Genomic DNA, 15,231 nt, shown 5'->3' on the forward strand with positions numbered 1-15,231 from the left:
ACGCCGCTCACCGGCCCAGCACGATCCGGGCCATCCCGTCCAGGGCGGGGTTGTCGGGCTCCCAGTAACCGGTGTGGCCGCCCCGACCGCTGGGGAAGGTCCGGCCGCCGAAGCCCGGATCGCTCGGATCGTGCCCGAACCACAACCGGTGGTCGTCCGGGCGGAACAGCGAGGCGGCGCTCGCCAGCGGCGAGGTGGCCAGCACCGCCCGGCCGGCCAGCTCCCGGGGCGGCTCGACCAGCCGGATCACGTCATCGCCGGCGGTGCTCGACCAGACCTGCCCCGGTGGCAGGCCGAGCGCCCCGGCCCGGTCCACCCCCACCCCCGGTGACCCGACGAAGGCCAGCGCGTCGGCGGCCAGCCCGTGGTCGCGGGCGGCGCTGCCCACCACCAGCGACCCGTAGCTGTGCCCCAGTACGGTCTGCCGGGCCGCCGGCCCGTCGTGGGTGGCGCGCAGCCCCTCCTGGAAGCGGTGCAGGTCGGGCCCGGCGTTCCGGGCCTGGGCCGGTGAGGACGCCTCGGGCAGGAAGTCGGGGGCGTCGTAGTCCAGCCAGAGCACCGCCGCCGTCTCGTCACCGGGGGCGAGGGCGGTGCACCGGTCCTGTACCCGGGCCGCCCGACCCAGCTCGCCGGGGACGTCGGCGAGGTCACTTGTCATCCCCGGCACGTAGGTCAGCACCCGGTGGGCCCGGTCCGGGTTGCCCAGCGCGACGATCGCCCGGCCGTCGCCGCGCGGGTCGAGCCCGAGCAGGTAGGGCCGGGGTCCCGTCGTCGCGGCGAGCCGCCCGGCGAGCCCGTCCAGGGTGGCCAGCGTCCGGTCGATCCGGCGCAGCCGGGAGCGCCCGCCCGACCCGCTGGCCGACACCGCCCGGCGTTCGGCCAACAGGGCCTCCCGGTGCCCGGCCAGCAGCAGCCGGTTCGCCTGGTCCCGGGCCGCCGCCGGCACCCCGTCGCGCGGGCCGATCCGGGCCGGCTCGTGCAGCACCAGCCAGCGCCGCTGGGCCGGGGTGAGGCCGTCCCACCAGGCGCGGACCGCCGCCGGCGTGGCATCGTCGGTCGGCCGGCCCGGTGGTGGCCGCTGCACCCAGCCGGTGCGGGCCGCCCCGGTCAACTCGGCCAGCCGGCCGGCGACCTCCCGGTCGGCCACGTCGGCCAGCGCCAGCGCCTCCCGCAGCGCCGCCGCCACCTGGGCCACCGCCGCCGGCGATCCCGCCCCGCCACCGTTGCCACCCCCGCCGCCGGACGGGCCGGGGCGGGCACCCGCCCAAGCCGGCAGCACACCCGACTCGGGGCCGCGCCAGGTCGGGGGGACCGCCCGCAGCCCGCCGTGCCGGTCGACCGCCACGCCGGTACGGTCGGCCAGCGCCACCGCCTCGGCGAGCCGGCCCTTGGCCACCCGCAGCCGACCGGCGAACTCGGCGAGCACCTGATCGGTCTCGACCAGCGCCGGCAGGATGGTGCCCAGCTCCGCGCGCAGCCCGTCGAGCCGGCCGCCGGCCCTGGTGGCCGCCCCACCCGACCAGCCCGCCCGCAGCGTCGCCGCCCGCTCGGCCAGCCCGGACCTCCGTCGGGTGACCGGCGCCTCCAGCCCGCGCCAGGCCACCCCCGCCGCCACCCAGTCGCTCGGGGAGGCGGCCCAGAGCTGGGCGTACCCGATCATCGGGGTCGACCGGCCAGCCGCCCGGCGGCCCGGTCGTGGGCAGCCGCGGACGCCACGGGCGCGTCGCGCCGCGCGGTACCGGTCTCGGCGACCCGTACGCCGAGCACCCCGTGCCAGGCGTGCACCGCCGACTCCAGCCCGGCCAGGGCGGCCCCGGCCCGCCAACCCGGCGAGGACAGCACCAGCCCGGGGTGACCCGCCAGCCCCCGGGCCAGCGCGTACGCCTCGTCGGCCAGGCCGCCGGCGGTCGCCCGCAGCACCGGCAGGTCCACCCGCACCGGCTCGTCCGTCATCGTCCGCCTCCCGCCCCCGCCCGGCCCGCCGCCGTGACCTGTGCCGCCGACGCTAGGTGGCGGGGCGGTCGGCCGGCGGGCCCTGTGGACGACGGGCGGTGGGCGTACCCCCGGGTTGTCCACAGGTCTTGCCGGCCGCGACGCCGGTGGCTAATCTGCCGCCTCCACCGCCGGTAGGGTGATCCCGACCACGGCGGACGGGCCCGACCGGGACGGGCGGGACGGCCGCCCGGCGGCGCAGACGGGGGTGGCATGAGATCGGTGTGGCGGGTGTCGGACGTACGCGCGGCGGAGGCCGGCCTGATGGCCACCGTGCCCCCGGGGACGCTCATGCAGCGGGCGGGGGCCGGGCTGGCCCGGCGGTGCGCCCTGCTGCTCGCCGACCGGGGCGGGGTGTACGGCGCGCGGGTGCTGCTGCTGGTCGGCAGCGGCGACAACGGCGGCGACGCGTTGTACGCCGGTGAGCGGCGGGCCCGCCGGGGTGCCCTGGTCGCCGTGCTGGCGACCGCCCCCGGGCGGGCGCACGCCGACGGACTGGCGGCGCTGCGGGCCGCCGGGGGTCGTCTGGTCGACGCCCCGCCCGCCACGGTCGACCTGGTGCTCGACGGGATCGTCGGGATCGGGGGCACCGGCGGGCTGCGGGACGCCGCCGACGAACTCGTCGCCGGCCTGCCCGGGTTGCGGGGCCGCGACGGCGGCCGGGCCACCGTCGTCGCGGTGGACGTGCCCAGCGGGGTGGCGGTGGACACCGGCGACGTGCCGACGGACGGGACGGGCCGGCCGCGCGCCGTGCGGGCCGACGTGACGGTGGCGTTCGGCGCGCTCAAGCCGGCCCTGGTGGTCGGTCCGGCGGCCCCGCTGGCCGGGCAGGTCGAGCTGGTCGACATCGGGCTCGGCCCGTGGCTGCGCGGCACCCCCGCGCTGCGGGTCACCGAATGGTCGGACGTGCGCGACTGGTGGCCCCGCACCGGTGCCGCCTCCGAGAAGTACAGCCGGGGCGTGGTCGGGGTGGCCACCGGCTCGCGGACCTACCCGGGGGCGGCGGTGCTCTCGGTGGGTGGCGCGCTGGCCGGCCCCACCGGGCTGGTCCGCTACGCCGGCGGCGCCCGCGACGAGGTGGTCCGGCAGCACCCGTCGGTGATCGCCACCGAACGGGTTGCCGGGGCCGGTCGGGTGCAGACCTGGGTCTGCGGCTCCGGCCTGGGCACCGACGAGCAGGCCGGGGCGGAACTGCGCGCGGTGCTGGCCGCGCCGGTGCCGGTGGTGCTCGACGCGGACGCGCTGACCCTGCTGGTGGACGGCTCGCTCGCCGACCGGCTGCGCAACCGGGACGCCCCGATCGTGGTCACCCCGCACGACCGGGAGTTCGCCAGGCTGTGCGGCGAGGAGCCGGGGGCCGACCGGGTCGCCGCCGCGCTGCGGCTGGCCGCCTGGATGAACGCGGTGGTGCTGCTCAAGGGGGACCGCACGGTGGTCGGCACGCCGGATGGCCGGGCGTACGTCAACCCGACCGGCAGCCCGGCGCTGGCCACCGGGGGCACCGGGGACGTGCTGGCCGGGCTGCTCGGTTCGCTGCTCGCCGCCGGGCTGGCCCCGGAGCGGGCGGCGGCCGTCGCGGCGTACCTGCACGGGCTGGCCGGCCGGGAGGCGGCCCGGGGCGGCCCGGTGACCGCGCCGGACGTGGCGACCGCACTGCGTACGGTGGCGGCCCCGCTGCTCTGACCGGTGCGGGCGGGGTGGCCGGGGTCGGCGTCCACCGACCGGGTGATCACCGACGCCAGTAGGCTGGGCGTATGTGGCAGGCCGAGGTACGTGTCGATCTGGACGCGATCCGTCAGAACGTGGCCCGGCTCCGGTCGGGCACCAGCGCCGAGCTGATGGCGGTGGTGAAGGGCGACGGGTACGGCCACGGCATGGTCCCGTCGGCGCGGGCCGCGCTCGACGCGGGGGCGGACTGGCTGGGGGTGTGCACCCTCGACGAGGCGTTGACGCTGCGCCGGGCCGGGATCACCGCGCCGGTGCTGGCCTGGCTGCTCGACCCGGGGCTGCCCCTGCACGAGGGGGTGGCGGCCGGGGTGGACCTGGCCGCCGCGAGCCTGTCCCAGCTCGCCGAGATGGTCGAGGCGGGCCGGGCGGCCGACCGGCCGGCCCGGCTGCACCTGAAGATCGACACCGGCCTGGCCCGGGGCGGGGCCACCGTCGCCGACTGGCCGACCCTGCTGGAGGCCGCCGCGAAGGCCCAGGCCGACGGCCTGGTCGAGGTGGTCGGCGTGTGGAGCCACTTCGTGTACGCGGACTCGCCCGGCCACCCCACCACCGACCGGCAGTTGGCCGTCTTCCACGAGGGGCTGGCCATGGTCGAGCGGGCCGGGCTGCGCCCGCGCTACCGGCACCTGGCCAACTCCGCGGCCACCCTGACCCGCCCCGACACCCACTTCGACCTGGTCCGACCCGGGATCGCCGTGTACGGGCTGTCGCCGATCGCCGGTCAGCAGTTCGGGCTGCGTCGGGCGATGACCGCGCGGGCCCGGGTGATGCTCACCAAGCGGGTCCCCGCCGGCACCGGTGTGTCGTACGGCCACACCTACGCCACCGGGGCGGAGGCGAACCTGGCGGTGGTGCCGCTCGGCTACGCCGACGGGGTGCCCCGGCACGCCTCCAACGTCGGCCCGGTGCAGCTCGGCGGGAAGCGACGCACCATCTCCGGCCGGGTCTGCATGGACCAGTTCGTGCTCGACTGCGGCGACGACGAGGTGGCCGCCGGTGACGTGGCCACCCTCTTCGGCAGCGGCGACGACGGCATGCCCACCGCCGACGACTGGGCCGAGGCGGTCGGCACGATCAACTACGAGATCGTCACCCGGTTCGGCGGGGTCCGGGTGCCCCGGGTCTACGACGGTGAGCGGTCGTGAGCGCGGTCAGCCGGTTCCGGGTGCCCCGGCCGAGGACCGCCGCCGGCAGGGTCGCCGGCGTGGTCGGGGCCGCGGTGGGGGTGGCCGCCGCCGGGCTGGCCGCCGGGGTGGCCACCGAACGGGCCCTGGTCCGCCGGCTCAAGGCCGACCCGGCCGACCCGTACGCCGGGGAGGACTTCGGCGCGCAGCGCTACGACGAGGCGTACCGGCTGGAGTTGCCGGACGGCACCGACATCCACGTCGAGGTGGTCGAGCCGACCCGGCCGGTGCCGGGGCACCCGACCGTGGTGCTGGTGCACGGTTTCTGCCTGGACATGGGGACGTTCCACTTCCAGCGCAAGCTGCTCGCCGAGCGGGGCGACCACCGGATCGTCGCGTACGACCAGCCGGGGCACGGCCGGTCGGGACGGTTGGAGACCGGCGAGTACGACCTCGCCGCGCTCGGGCACACCCTGCGCAAGGTGATCGACGCGACCGCCCCGGAGGGGCCGTTGGTGCTGGTCGGGCACTCGATGGGCGGGATGACCATCATGGCGTTCGCCGAGGCGTACCCGGAGTTGTTCGGTGACCGGGTGGTCGGCACGGTGCTGATGGCCACGTCGGGCGGGTTGCTCGCCGAGACGAAGCTGGTCGCCCCGGCCCTGCTCGGCCGGGTCGGCTCGCCGGTGCTGTTCATGATGAACAACGCCACCCGGTACGGCGGGATCGTGATCGACCGGGCCCGCAGGTCCACGTCCAACGTGGCCTGGCTGTTGACCCGCCGCTACGGCTTCGGCACCCCGAAACCCAGCCCGGCCCTGGTGTCGTACGTGGAACGGATGAACTCCCGGACGTCGGCCGACACGGTGACCCGCTACCTGCGGACCCTGGCCACCCACTCCCGGTTCCCGGCGCTGGCCGCGCTGAGCGGCACACCGGTGCTGGTGGTGGTGGGCGACAAGGACATGATCACGCCGGTAATCCACTCGGACGAGATCGTCCGCCGGTTGCCGCACGCCGAATACCTCAAGATCCATGACAGTGGGCACGTGGTGATGCTGGAACACGCCGACGAGGTCAACGCCGCGCTGGAACGCTTCCTGGAGGCGTTGTGAGCGTGCGTGTCACGCTGCCCACGGTCGAGGACACGCACGCCTTCGGCCGCCGGCTCGCCGGGGTGCTGCGCGCCGGTGACCTGCTGCTGCTCACCGGCCCGCTGGGGGCCGGCAAGACCGCCCTCACCCAGGGGCTCGGCACCGGCCTGGGGGTACGCGGCGACGTCACCTCGCCGACTTTCGTGATCGCCCGGGTGCACCGGCCCGACCCGGCGCGCGGTGGCACGGTGGCCCTGGTGCACGCCGACGCGTACCGGTTGGGGGACGCGACCGACCCGCGCGCCGAGATCGACGACCTGGACCTGGACGCCTCGGTGGACGACTCGGTGACCGTGGTCGAGTGGGGTGAGGGGCTGGTCGAGCAGCTTTCCGACACCCACCTGCGGGTACGCATCGACCGGCGCGACGACGACACCCGGGTGGTCGAGTTGGAGCCGGTGGGCGGGGACTGGGCGGACCGCCTGACCGCGCTGCGCTGATCCGGCCCTGGGGCGTGGGGTGTCGTACCCGCTGCCTAGAGTGCCGGGGACTTCGTTGTGAAAGGTTGCCGATGCCCGACGACACCCCCACCCTCGACCTGCTCGCACTGCTGCCGCAGGAGTGGCGTGCCGTGCTCACCCCGCACCTGGACCCGGCCCGGACGGCGGCGCTTGCCGAATTCGTGGCCCGCGAGTACGCCACCCAGACCGTCTTCCCGCCGCAGGAGGACCTCTTCTCCGCCTACCGGCTGTGCGGCCCGGAGCAGTGCCGGGTGCTGATCCTCGGCCAGGACCCGTACCACAAGGCGGGGCAGGCGCACGGGCTGAGCTTCAGCGTGCGCGAGGGGGTGTCCGTGCCGCCGTCGCTGCGCAACGTCTTCAAGGAGTTGAGCGAGGACCTCGGGGTGCCCAAGCCGCGCAGCGGCAACCTCGACGGGTGGGCGGCGCAGGGTGTGCTGCTGCTCAACGCGGTGCTCACCGTCCGGCAGGCCAGCCCCGGTTCGCACGGCAACAAGGGCTGGGAGGAGTTCACCGACGCGACCATCCGCGCCCTGGACGCCCGGGACGAGCCGGTGGTGTTCCTGCTCTGGGGCGGGTACGCCCGCAAGAAGGCGGCCCTGGTCACCAACCCCCGGCACGTGGTGCTGGAGGCCGGTCACCCGAGCCCGATGAACCCGCGTGGCTTCCTCGGCAGCCGCCCGTTCAGCGCCACCAACAAGGCCCTCGCCGACGCGGGCCTGCCCACGATCGACTGGGAGCGCTCGGCCGGCTGACCCGCCCGCCCACCCCTCGGCCACCGGCCACCTCCCTCGGCCCGCTGCCCAGGGAGGCGGGTGGCCGAGGGGTGGGTCGACTCAGGTGCGGTCGGCGGCTGAGCGTTGGCGGTGTCGGTGCAGCAGGGCGGCGGCCTGCGGGTCGGTCAGCTCCACCATGACCAGCGGGACCACCCGGTAGCTGCGGTCCCCGTGTCGCACCTCGATCGCCTCCGGGAACTCGTCGCACAGTTGGGCGCGGATCCCGCCGTACCGGGTCATCCAGTAGTGCTCGCCCGGCTCCTCCGGCTCCAGGTACAGTCCGCCGAACTCCCGCCACCTGGCGTTCCAGCGCTGCCCGTAGGCGGCTTCCAGCCAGGCGGTGAACCGGGCCGAGTCGCGCCACCGGACGGCGATCTCGACCGCGTCGACCGGCACCGGCGCGCCTTGGAGCAGCGCGGCGGTGCTGCCGGTCAGCAGGTGGGGCAACTCGCCCAGCCGGTCGAGCAGCCGGTCCAGCCCCAGCTCGTCGATCCGGTCGGCGAGCGACCGCGCGGCAAGGGCGTCCATCTCGGCGTCGAGGTGGCTGTCGAGCGGCTGGGCTGTGACGGCGAGTTGCCGGCCGAGGGCGGCGAAGAGGCGCTCGACCAGATCGAGGCTCGGCACCCGCCCGCCGCGCTCGACGCGGGCCACCGCGCTCTGACTCGTCCCTGCCCGAACCGCCAGTTGCTGCTGGGTGAGCCGCTGGACGCTGCGTTCCCGACGAAGCAGGGCGGCGATTTCCGTGGCGAGCCGACTACTCTCAGGCATCCCCGGATGATGATATGCCGGCAGTGAGCGGTATGCCTGTGGGTCATATTTATGACTCACAGGCATACCGCTCTACGTCGGATAGCACTCCCCGCCTGGCCGGCTCCCCATCCGGTGGTCCGTCGACGGGGCCAGGAGCCAAGGATCTTCTGTCGAAGACCAGAAGCCGAGGCAGCACCGACGGCCGGAGCCCAGGGGCGGTGGCAGGGGTGAGGACGGGAGCCGGGGCGGCGACAGGGGGTGGCCCGAGAGCGAGGCGTGGGCCTGAGGGGCTGTTCCGAGGCAGAAGCGCGGGGCCGGGACCGGGACGATTCCGAGGTCGAGGAGCAGGACGAGCGCGCGGGATGAGAACCCAGGTGGGGGCGAGCGCGCGGGATGAGAGCGCGGGCGGGGTGTGGCCGGGCGGCGCGGGTGGACGGCTAGGCTGGCTTACCGTGCTCGTACTGGTGGTGGACTCCTCGACCCCCGCGGTCACCGCGGCGCTGGCCGAGGTCACGGCGGACGGCGTCGTGCTGCGGGCGCACCGGTGCACGGTCGACGCCCGCGCCCACGGTGAACTGCTCGCCCCGCAGGTCGAGGCGGTGCTCGCCGACGTCGACGCCAGGCCGGCCGACCTCGGTGCGATCGTCGCCGGGCTCGGTCCCGGCCCCTTCACCGGGCTCCGGGTCGGGCTGGTCACCGCCGCCACCATGGGCCAGGTGCTCGGCATCCCCACGTACGGCGTCTGCTCGCTCGACGGCATCGGCCATCGCGGCCCGGTCCCGGCCGGCACTACCGGCGGCACGGCCGTGGGGGAGCAGCGGGTGCTGGTCGCCGCCGACGCCCGGCGCAAGGAGGTCTACTGGGCGGTCTACGACGGCACCGGCCGGCGGATCGTCGGTCCGGAGGTGGACTCCCCGGCGGTCGCCGCCGCCCGCGCCCGGGAACTGGCCGTCACCGAGGCGGTCGGGGACGGCGCCCACCGCTACGCCGACGTGCTCGGCCTGCCGGTGCGCGCCGAACCCCGCTACCCCGAGGCCGCCGCGCTGGTCGCCCTGGCCGCCGAACGGATCCGGGCGGGTGCCCCGGGCGAGACGCTCACCCCGCTGTACCTGCGCCGGCCGGACGCGGTCGCGGCGACCAGCCGCAAGTCGGTGCTCCCGTGACGGTACGCATCGACCGGTTCCGCTGGTGGCACATCGCCGAGGTACTGCCGATCGAGGCGGACCTGTTCGGCCCCGAACAGTGGTCGCCGGCGATGTTCTGGAACGAGCTGGCCAGCGGCCGCCACTACCGGGTCGCCCTGGACGACGACGGGTCGCTGCTGGGCTACGCCGGCCTGGCCGTCGACCCGGGCGGCGAGTCGTGGGTGCAGAACATCGCGGTCCGCCGGGACGCCCAACGGCGCGGGATCGGCCGGGCGCTGTTGGAGGACCTGCTCGCGGAGACCGCCCGGCGCGGGGTCGGCAGCGTCCTGCTGGAGGTGGCCGTCGACAACGCCCCCGCCCAGCGGCTCTACGCGGGGTACGGGTTCGAGCCGATCGGCGTACGGCGGGGCTACTACCAACCGAGCAACACCGACGCGCTGGTCATGCGGCGCGACGCGGAACCGGGCGCGGACGGGACGGACCATGGCTGACGAACCGCTGATCCTCGGGATCGAGACCTCCTGCGACGAGACCGGGGTGGGCATCGTGCGCGGGCACACCCTGCTCGCCGACGCGCTGGCCTCCAGCGTGGACGAACACGCCCGGTTCGGCGGGGTGGTGCCCGAGGTGGCCAGCCGGGCCCACCTGGAGGCCATCGTGCCGACCATGGACCGGGCGCTGCACGACGCGGGGGTGACCCTCGCCGACATCGACGCGATCGCGGTCACCTCCGGTCCCGGCCTGGCCGGGGCCCTGCTGGTCGGGGTGGCCGCCGCGAAGGGTTACGCGCTGGCCGCCGAGAAGCCGGTGTACGGGGTGAACCACCTGGCCGCCCACGTCGCGGTGGACACCTTGGAGCACGGTCCGCTACCCGCGCCGGCGATCGCCATGCTGGTCTCCGGTGGACACTCCTCACTGCTGCGCGTCGACGACCTGGCCCGGGGGGTGACCCCGCTGGGCGCGACCATCGACGACGCGGCCGGGGAGGCGTTCGACAAGGTGGCCCGGCTGCTCGGCCTGCCGTTCCCGGGCGGCCCGTACATCGACCGGGAGGCGCGGGCCGGCGACCCGGCGTCGATCGCCTTCCCGCGTGGCCTGACCGCCGCCAAGGATCTCGTCGCCCACCGCTACGACTTCTCCTTCTCCGGGCTGAAGACGGCGGTGGCCCGCTGGGTGGAGGGGCGGCGGCGGGCCGGTGAGCCGGTGCCGGTGGCCGACGTGGCGGCCGCCTTCCAGGAGGCGGTCTGCGACGTGCTCACCGGTAAGGCGCTGGCAGCCTGCCGGGAACACGGGATCGACACCCTGGTCATCGGCGGGGGTGTGGCGGCGAATTCGCGGCTGCGGGCGATGGCCGAGCAGCGGGCGCAGCGGTACGGCATCCGGGTCCGCACGCCCCGACCGGGGCTGTGCACCGACAACGGCGCGATGGTCGCCGCGCTCGGGGCGCACCTGGTGGCCGCCGGGGTACGTCCGAGCCGGCTGGACCTGCCCGCCGACTCGGCATTGCCACTGACCACGGTCAGCGTGTGAGGGGAGGGCCGACGTGATCGTACGGATGTGGGAGGCGCGGGCCGAGTCGTACGGCTTCGCCGACCTGATCACCTGGGTGTGCGAGACGGCGCTGCCGGAGTTCGAGCACGATCCGCTGCACCTGTCCAGCGAGGTCTTCTCCTCCACCGACCACCGGGTGGTGGTCATCTCGAAGTGGCGCAGCAGCCCTCGGTCGCTGCCCGAGCCGCCGGCCACCCTGGTCGCCCGCCCGCCGCACACCTGGGACTTCACCCAGGTCGACCGCTGACCGGTCCGTCCCCGGCGCAGGACTCGGAAAGCCCGACGGCCCGCCGGCGGTGGTGCCGCCTGCGGGCCGTCGGGTCAGGTGCGCCTGGTCAACTGCGGCGCGTGATCCGCCAGGTGGCATAGCCGCCCGCGCCGAGCGCGAGCAGGAAGACCGCCCAGACGACCGTGGTGCTGATCGCGACCGACGGGCCGGCGGCACCGGCCTGGGCGGCGGCGACCAGCGAGTCGTTCTGCGCGGCCGGGATCGCGGCCGGCGGCATCTGCTGCCAGCGGACCAGCCCGGTGCTCTCCAGCATGGCCATGTGGTCGTTGACGAACTTGTTGGCCTCGTCGGCGAGCTTGCGGACGGTGTTGTCCCGGGTGCTGGCCCGGACCGCGCCGATCACCGGGAAGATCTTGCCGTGGGCCACCCGGAGCCGGGTCACGAAGATCTGGTCGAACTGAGCACCGGAGGCGTTCTGCATCTCGGTCAGCCACCCCTTCTGCTCGGTGGTGGGATCGCTCGGCAGCGTCGCGCCCAGCTTGTTGGCGGCCTGCACCACCAGCTCGTCGAGGACGCCGTGCTGCCGGGCGATCTCCGCGCCGACCTCTCGCACCCGCGCGGACTGGCCCTTCTCGGCGGCCATCGTGCCGGCCGGCATCTCCCACAGGCCGGCCAACCGGACGCCGTTGAGCAGCGTCATGTCGGCGGCGTTCATCTGGTTGCCGGGTGCGGCGACCGCCATGCCGGGTAGCACGACCAGTCCGGCCAGGAAGGTGACGACCAGCACCGCCACCCGGTGGGTCCGGTTCCCTCGCCGACGACGTACGGAATCCAGCGGTGCCATGCTGCGGTGCCTCCTCGATCCGGGCCGACCTGTCCTGCCGGGCAGCGACCCGCCGGCTGCCCGTCCGTCCACTGGTACGGACTGTCGGGCCGATCAGTTCACCCGGCGGGGCACGAGTCGGGAGGTTCCGTTCAGGCGGCGTCGAGCGGGTCGGCGAGGAGCCGTTCGAAGGCCAGTTCGGCCGCACCGACCAGGGCCGCGTCGTCGCCGAGTTTCGGGGTTCGCAGCCGGACGTGTTCCAGGCAGGCGGGCAGCCCGGTCTCGTTGAGCCGGCTGCGGACCTGGGCGGCGGCGGCCAGGTAGAGGTCCCGCATCGTGCCGCCGAAGATGACCATCTCCGGGTTGAAGATGTTGACCAGGTTCGCCACCCCGAAGCCGAGCCAGTCCCCGGCGTGCCGTACGGCGGTCTGGGCGCGGGCGTCACCCCGGTCGGCGGCGTCGAACACGGCCAGCAGCGCGTCGCGGCCCCGGGCCTCGGAACGGCCGGCGGCCCGCAGCAGCCCGTACTCGCCGATCTGGGTCTCCCAGCAGCCCCGTGAGCCGCACTCGCAGGGGGTGCCGTCGCGCACCACCACCATGTGTCCGACCTCGCCGCCGTAGCCGCCGTGGCCGGTCAGCCGGCGGCCACCGGCGATGATGCCGGCACCGACGCCGACGTCCCCGTACAGGTAGATGACGTTGTCGCAGCCGGCGGCGACGCCCCGGGCGTGCTCGGCGAAGGCGGCGACGTCGGCCACGTTGCCCACGGTGACGGGCAGCTCGACGCCGAGTTCGACGGCGAGGGCGGCCCCGATCGGCTCGTCCACCCAGCCGGTGGTGGGGCCGAGCCGCACCAGCCCGTCGGCCCTGCGGACCATGCCGCAGACGGCGACGCCGGCACCGACGCAGATCGACTCCGGGGGCACCCGCTCCCGCATCTGCTTGAGGGCGCCGGCCAGCATCGGGACGGTCTCCCCGGCGTCCAGGTCACGCGGCCGGTCCAGGTCCCGGCGGTCGAGCACCTCGCCGCCGAGCCCGACCCGCGCGGCCCGCAGCCGGTCCACCTCGATCGAGTACGCGTACGCGTAGACCCGGTCGGACTCGGGCCGGACGACCCGCGACGGTCGTCCGGCCCGGCCGGTCTCCTTCGGTGTGCCCTCGCTGACCAGTCCGGCCCCGGCGAGGTCGGCGGTGAGTGCGCCGATGGTGCTGCGGTTGAGCCCGAGGGCGGTGGTGAGTTCCGCGCGGGAGGTGGCGCCGTGCACGTGGACGTGCCGGAGCAGCGCCCCGAGGTTCTGCCGTCGGATCTCGTCCTGGCTCGGTCCTACCCGCATCGTCGCTGGCACCCCACGTTCCGCCGCTGGAGTACGCGGATCAGCGCGTTCCGGAGGCGGCGGCGCGACGGCGCGACAGCGCGTCCACGCTGGCCGCGAGGAGCAGCACCACACCGGTGACGACGTACTTGACCCCGGCGCTGTAGCCCATCAGGCCCATGCCGTTGTCGATGACGGCGACCACCGCGCCACCGAGCACCGCGTCGAGGACCCGGCCCTTGCCGCCGAAGAGGCTGGTGCCGCCGATCACCGCCGCGCCGACGGCGTAGAGCAGCACGTTGCTGCCGCCGGTGTTCGGGTCGACCGAGTTGGCCCGGCTGGCCGCGACGATGCCGCCGACCGCCGCCATGGACGAGCAGATCACGAAGACCGAGATCCGGATCCGGTCGACGTTGATACCGGCCCGACGGGCGGCCTCCTTGTTGCCGCCGACGGCGTAGACGTGCCGGCCGTAGCTGGTGCGCTGGAGCACGAAGGTCCAGACGATCAGCAGCACCGCGATGACCGGCACCACGATCGGCACGCCCTTGAGCGAGTTGATCAGGACGTTGCGGCTGCGCTCCTGGTTGAGGATGTAGACCGCGATGCCGAGGATCAGGGTCAGACCGCCGATGCGGGCGAGCACCACCGCCATCGGATCGGTGGTCAGCCCCCGGGACAGCCGCTTGCGGTGCCGCAGCAGTTGCACGGCGGCGTACCCGCCGATGGCGACGGCGGCCAGCGCCCAGCCGACGGCCGGGGGCAGGTTGCGGTTGGCGATCGCCACCAGCACCTCGTCGTTGACCGAGATGTTGGCGCCACCGCTGATCAGCATCAGCACGATGCCCTGGAAGGCGAGGAAGCCGGCCAGGGTGACCACGAACGACGGGATACCGATCTTGGCGACCAGGAAGCCGAGCACGGTGCCGATGACCACGCCGGTGATGATCGCCGCGAGCACGGCCACGTACCAGGGGTAGCCGGCCTTGGTGGCGACGTTGGCCAGGATGGCCGCGCACACCCCGCTGGCGAAGCCGGCGGAGAGGTCGATCTCGCCGAGCAGCAGGACGAAGACCAGCCCCATGGCGATCAGGGTGACCGCCGCGCCCTGGGTGAACAGGTTGGCGAAGTTGCCGGCGGTGAGGAACGACGGCCGCATGATCGAGAAGACGGTGCAGAGCACGATCAGCCCGAGTACGGCGGGCAGCGCGCCGATGTCGCCGCCGCGGACCCGGCTCCAGTAGCCGCGCAGGTGGCTGCCGACGGTCGGCGGCGGCGTGACCGCCGCCGGGCCTTCCTTGCGCACGGCGGTGGTGGTCATCGAACGCCTCCTGGAGTGGTGTCGGCGGGTCCCGCGCCGGTGCCGTTGCCGGCGGTGACCGGTTCGCCGGTGAGACCGAGGTTGCCGGAACGGCCGGCGGTGATCAACTCGACGACCTGCGAGTGGGTGATGTCGGTGGTCTTCACCTGGGCGACCATCTGGCCGAGGTAGAGCGCGGCGATCCGGTCGGAGACCGCGAAGACGTCGTTCATGTTGTGCGAGATCAGCACCACCGCCAGGCCCTTGTCGGCCAGCCGGCGGACCAGTTCGAGGACCTGGGCGGTCTGTGCCACGCCCAGCGCGGCGGTCGGCTCGTCGAGGATGACCAGCTTGCTGTTCCAGAGCACCGCCTTGGCGATGGCGACGGTCTGCCGCTGCCCGCCGGAGAGGCTGGAGACGTGCTGGCGCAGCGACTTCACCGTCCGTACGGAGAGCCCGGCGAGGGTCTCTGCCGCCATCTGCTCCATGATCGGCTCGTCGAGCACCAGCCCGCTGTGCTTCTCCCGGCCGAGGAACATGTTCTGCACGATGTCGAGGTTGTCGCAGAGCGCGAGGTCCTGGTAGACGACCTCGATGCCCAGGTTGGCGGCGTCCCGGGGGCTGGTGATGGTCACCGGTCGGCCGTCGAAGAGGAACTCGCCGGCGTCGGCCGGGTAGATGCCGCTGATGCACTTGACCAGGGTGGACTTGCCGGCGCCGTTGTCGCCGACCAGTGCGGTCACCTCTCCGGCGTGGGCGGCGAGGGCGACGTCGCGCAGGACCTGGACGGGACCGAAGCTCTTGTCGATCCCGCGCAGTTCCAGCAGGGGGGTCGCGGACACGGGGGTCTCCTTCGGACGGAGGGAAGATCTCGGAGCCCGTCCGGCG

16 protein-coding genes are annotated in these 15,231 nt (G+C 74.7%); 9 read left to right on the forward strand and 7 right to left on the reverse strand.

What is annotated here, in order from left to right; all coding sequences use genetic code 11:
* Positions 1-7: 7 nt before the first annotated feature.
* Positions 8-1,660, reverse strand: coding sequence for an alpha/beta hydrolase (locus ACOJTC_RS15830; protein WP_420117449.1), 1,653 nt, complete (start codon positions 1,658-1,660; stop codon positions 8-10).
* Complete coding sequence (locus ACOJTC_RS15835; RefSeq protein WP_420117450.1) at positions 1,657-1,953, reverse strand: hypothetical protein; 297 nt, start codon at positions 1,951-1,953, stop codon at positions 1,657-1,659. The genes ACOJTC_RS15830 and ACOJTC_RS15835 overlap by 4 nt, the downstream gene beginning before the upstream one ends.
* 252 nt (positions 1,954-2,205) lie before the next feature.
* Here ACOJTC_RS15835 and ACOJTC_RS15840 point away from each other — a divergent pair, with 252 nt between their 5' ends.
* The 5 genes from ACOJTC_RS15840 (at position 2,206) to ung (ending at position 7,211) form a co-directional block, all read left to right on the forward strand.
* A complete protein-coding gene (locus tag ACOJTC_RS15840) occupies positions 2,206-3,675 on the forward strand; it encodes an NAD(P)H-hydrate dehydratase (protein WP_420117451.1) in 1,470 nt (489 codons plus the stop codon).
* A gap of 71 nt (positions 3,676-3,746) precedes the next feature.
* The gene (gene alr / locus ACOJTC_RS15845) at positions 3,747-4,865 is read left to right on the forward strand and encodes an alanine racemase (RefSeq protein WP_420117452.1); all 1,119 of its coding nucleotides are present in this window, start codon (positions 3,747-3,749) and stop codon (positions 4,863-4,865) included.
* Complete coding sequence (locus tag ACOJTC_RS15850; RefSeq protein ID WP_204924901.1) at positions 4,862-5,959, forward strand: alpha/beta fold hydrolase; 1,098 nt, start codon at positions 4,862-4,864, stop codon at positions 5,957-5,959. The genes alr and ACOJTC_RS15850 overlap by 4 nt, the downstream gene beginning before the upstream one ends.
* Positions 5,956-6,438, forward strand: a complete 483-nt coding sequence (gene tsaE, locus ACOJTC_RS15855) for a tRNA (adenosine(37)-N6)-threonylcarbamoyltransferase complex ATPase subunit type 1 TsaE (RefSeq protein WP_204924902.1) — start codon at positions 5,956-5,958, stop codon at positions 6,436-6,438. The genes ACOJTC_RS15850 and tsaE overlap by 4 nt, the downstream gene beginning before the upstream one ends.
* Before the next feature lie 71 nt (positions 6,439-6,509).
* Positions 6,510-7,211, forward strand: a complete 702-nt coding sequence (gene ung, locus ACOJTC_RS15860; protein ID WP_204924903.1) for a uracil-DNA glycosylase — start codon at positions 6,510-6,512, stop codon at positions 7,209-7,211.
* An 81-nt stretch (positions 7,212-7,292) separates the two neighbouring features.
* Here the strand turns inward: ung and ACOJTC_RS15865 are convergent, their stop codons facing one another.
* Positions 7,293-8,000 (reverse strand): helix-turn-helix domain-containing protein, encoded by a 708-nt coding sequence (locus ACOJTC_RS15865; RefSeq protein WP_420117453.1) that lies wholly within the window; start codon positions 7,998-8,000, stop codon positions 7,293-7,295.
* A gap of 434 nt (positions 8,001-8,434) precedes the next feature.
* Here ACOJTC_RS15865 and tsaB point away from each other — a divergent pair, with 434 nt between their 5' ends.
* From tsaB to ACOJTC_RS15885, 4 genes are read left to right on the forward strand one after another with little or no spacing between them, the layout of a single operon-like run.
* The gene (gene tsaB / locus ACOJTC_RS15870) at positions 8,435-9,145 is read left to right on the forward strand and encodes a tRNA (adenosine(37)-N6)-threonylcarbamoyltransferase complex dimerization subunit type 1 TsaB (RefSeq protein ID WP_420117454.1); all 711 of its coding nucleotides are present in this window, start codon (positions 8,435-8,437) and stop codon (positions 9,143-9,145) included.
* The gene (gene rimI, locus ACOJTC_RS15875) at positions 9,142-9,618 is read left to right on the forward strand and encodes a ribosomal protein S18-alanine N-acetyltransferase (protein ID WP_420117455.1); all 477 of its coding nucleotides are present in this window, start codon (positions 9,142-9,144) and stop codon (positions 9,616-9,618) included. The genes tsaB and rimI overlap by 4 nt, the downstream gene beginning before the upstream one ends.
* Positions 9,611-10,657, forward strand: coding sequence for a tRNA (adenosine(37)-N6)-threonylcarbamoyltransferase complex transferase subunit TsaD (gene tsaD / locus ACOJTC_RS15880; protein ID WP_420117456.1), 1,047 nt, complete (start codon positions 9,611-9,613; stop codon positions 10,655-10,657). The genes rimI and tsaD overlap by 8 nt, the downstream gene beginning before the upstream one ends.
* Positions 10,658-10,670: 13 nt before the next feature.
* A complete protein-coding gene (locus ACOJTC_RS15885) occupies positions 10,671-10,925 on the forward strand; it encodes a hypothetical protein (protein WP_204924907.1) in 255 nt (84 codons plus the stop codon).
* A gap of 88 nt (positions 10,926-11,013) precedes the next feature.
* On the opposite strand, the gene ACOJTC_RS15890 is transcribed toward ACOJTC_RS15885, so the two are convergent.
* The 4 genes from ACOJTC_RS15890 to ACOJTC_RS15905 all read right to left on the reverse strand — a co-directional run bounded on the left by ACOJTC_RS15890 (position 11,014) and on the right by ACOJTC_RS15905 (position 15,185).
* On the reverse strand, positions 11,014-11,751 hold the full coding sequence (locus ACOJTC_RS15890; protein ID WP_204924908.1) for a DUF4142 domain-containing protein: 738 nt from the start codon (positions 11,749-11,751) through the stop codon (positions 11,014-11,016).
* A gap of 131 nt (positions 11,752-11,882) precedes the next feature.
* The gene (locus tag ACOJTC_RS15895) at positions 11,883-13,064 is read right to left on the reverse strand and encodes an ROK family protein (RefSeq protein ID WP_420117457.1); all 1,182 of its coding nucleotides are present in this window, start codon (positions 13,062-13,064) and stop codon (positions 11,883-11,885) included.
* A 40-nt stretch (positions 13,065-13,104) separates the two neighbouring features.
* A complete protein-coding gene (locus tag ACOJTC_RS15900; protein WP_357926474.1) occupies positions 13,105-14,364 on the reverse strand; it encodes a sugar ABC transporter permease in 1,260 nt (419 codons plus the stop codon).
* Entirely contained in the window at positions 14,361-15,185 is an 825-nt protein-coding gene (locus ACOJTC_RS15905) for an ATP-binding cassette domain-containing protein (protein ID WP_204924911.1), read from the reverse strand. Before ACOJTC_RS15905 ends, ACOJTC_RS15900 begins: the two co-directional genes overlap by 4 nt.
* Positions 15,186-15,231: the final 46 nt, after the last annotated feature.

Origin of the sequence: Micromonospora sp., from assembly GCF_048594385.1 — a bacterium.
GTDB classification, from domain to species: domain Bacteria; phylum Actinomycetota; class Actinomycetes; order Mycobacteriales; family Micromonosporaceae; genus Micromonospora; species Micromonospora wenchangensis.

What these genes read in the sequence shown, in the direction of transcription:
- ung (WP_204924903.1), top strand. Translation starts at nt 6,510, where the DNA reads ATGCCCGACGACACCCCCACCCTCGACCTGCTCGCACTGCTGCCGCAG.
- ACOJTC_RS15900 (WP_357926474.1), bottom strand. Translation starts at nt 14,364, where the DNA reads ATGACCACCACCGCCGTGCGCAAGGAAGGCCCGGCGGCGGTCACGCCG.
- ACOJTC_RS15890 (WP_204924908.1), bottom strand. Translation starts at nt 11,751, where the DNA reads ATGGCACCGCTGGATTCCGTACGTCGTCGGCGAGGGAACCGGACCCAC.
- ACOJTC_RS15830 (WP_420117449.1), bottom strand. Translation starts at nt 1,660, where the DNA reads ATGATCGGGTACGCCCAGCTCTGGGCCGCCTCCCCGAGCGACTGGGTG.
- ACOJTC_RS15865 (WP_420117453.1), bottom strand. Translation starts at nt 8,000, where the DNA reads ATGCCTGAGAGTAGTCGGCTCGCCACGGAAATCGCCGCCCTGCTTCGT.
- alr (WP_420117452.1), top strand. Translation starts at nt 3,747, where the DNA reads ATGTGGCAGGCCGAGGTACGTGTCGATCTGGACGCGATCCGTCAGAAC.
- ACOJTC_RS15895 (WP_420117457.1), bottom strand. Translation starts at nt 13,064, where the DNA reads ATGCGGGTAGGACCGAGCCAGGACGAGATCCGACGGCAGAACCTCGGG.
- ACOJTC_RS15835 (WP_420117450.1), bottom strand. Translation starts at nt 1,953, where the DNA reads ATGACGGACGAGCCGGTGCGGGTGGACCTGCCGGTGCTGCGGGCGACC.
- tsaD (WP_420117456.1), top strand. Translation starts at nt 9,611, where the DNA reads ATGGCTGACGAACCGCTGATCCTCGGGATCGAGACCTCCTGCGACGAG.
- ACOJTC_RS15840 (WP_420117451.1), top strand. Translation starts at nt 2,206, where the DNA reads ATGAGATCGGTGTGGCGGGTGTCGGACGTACGCGCGGCGGAGGCCGGC.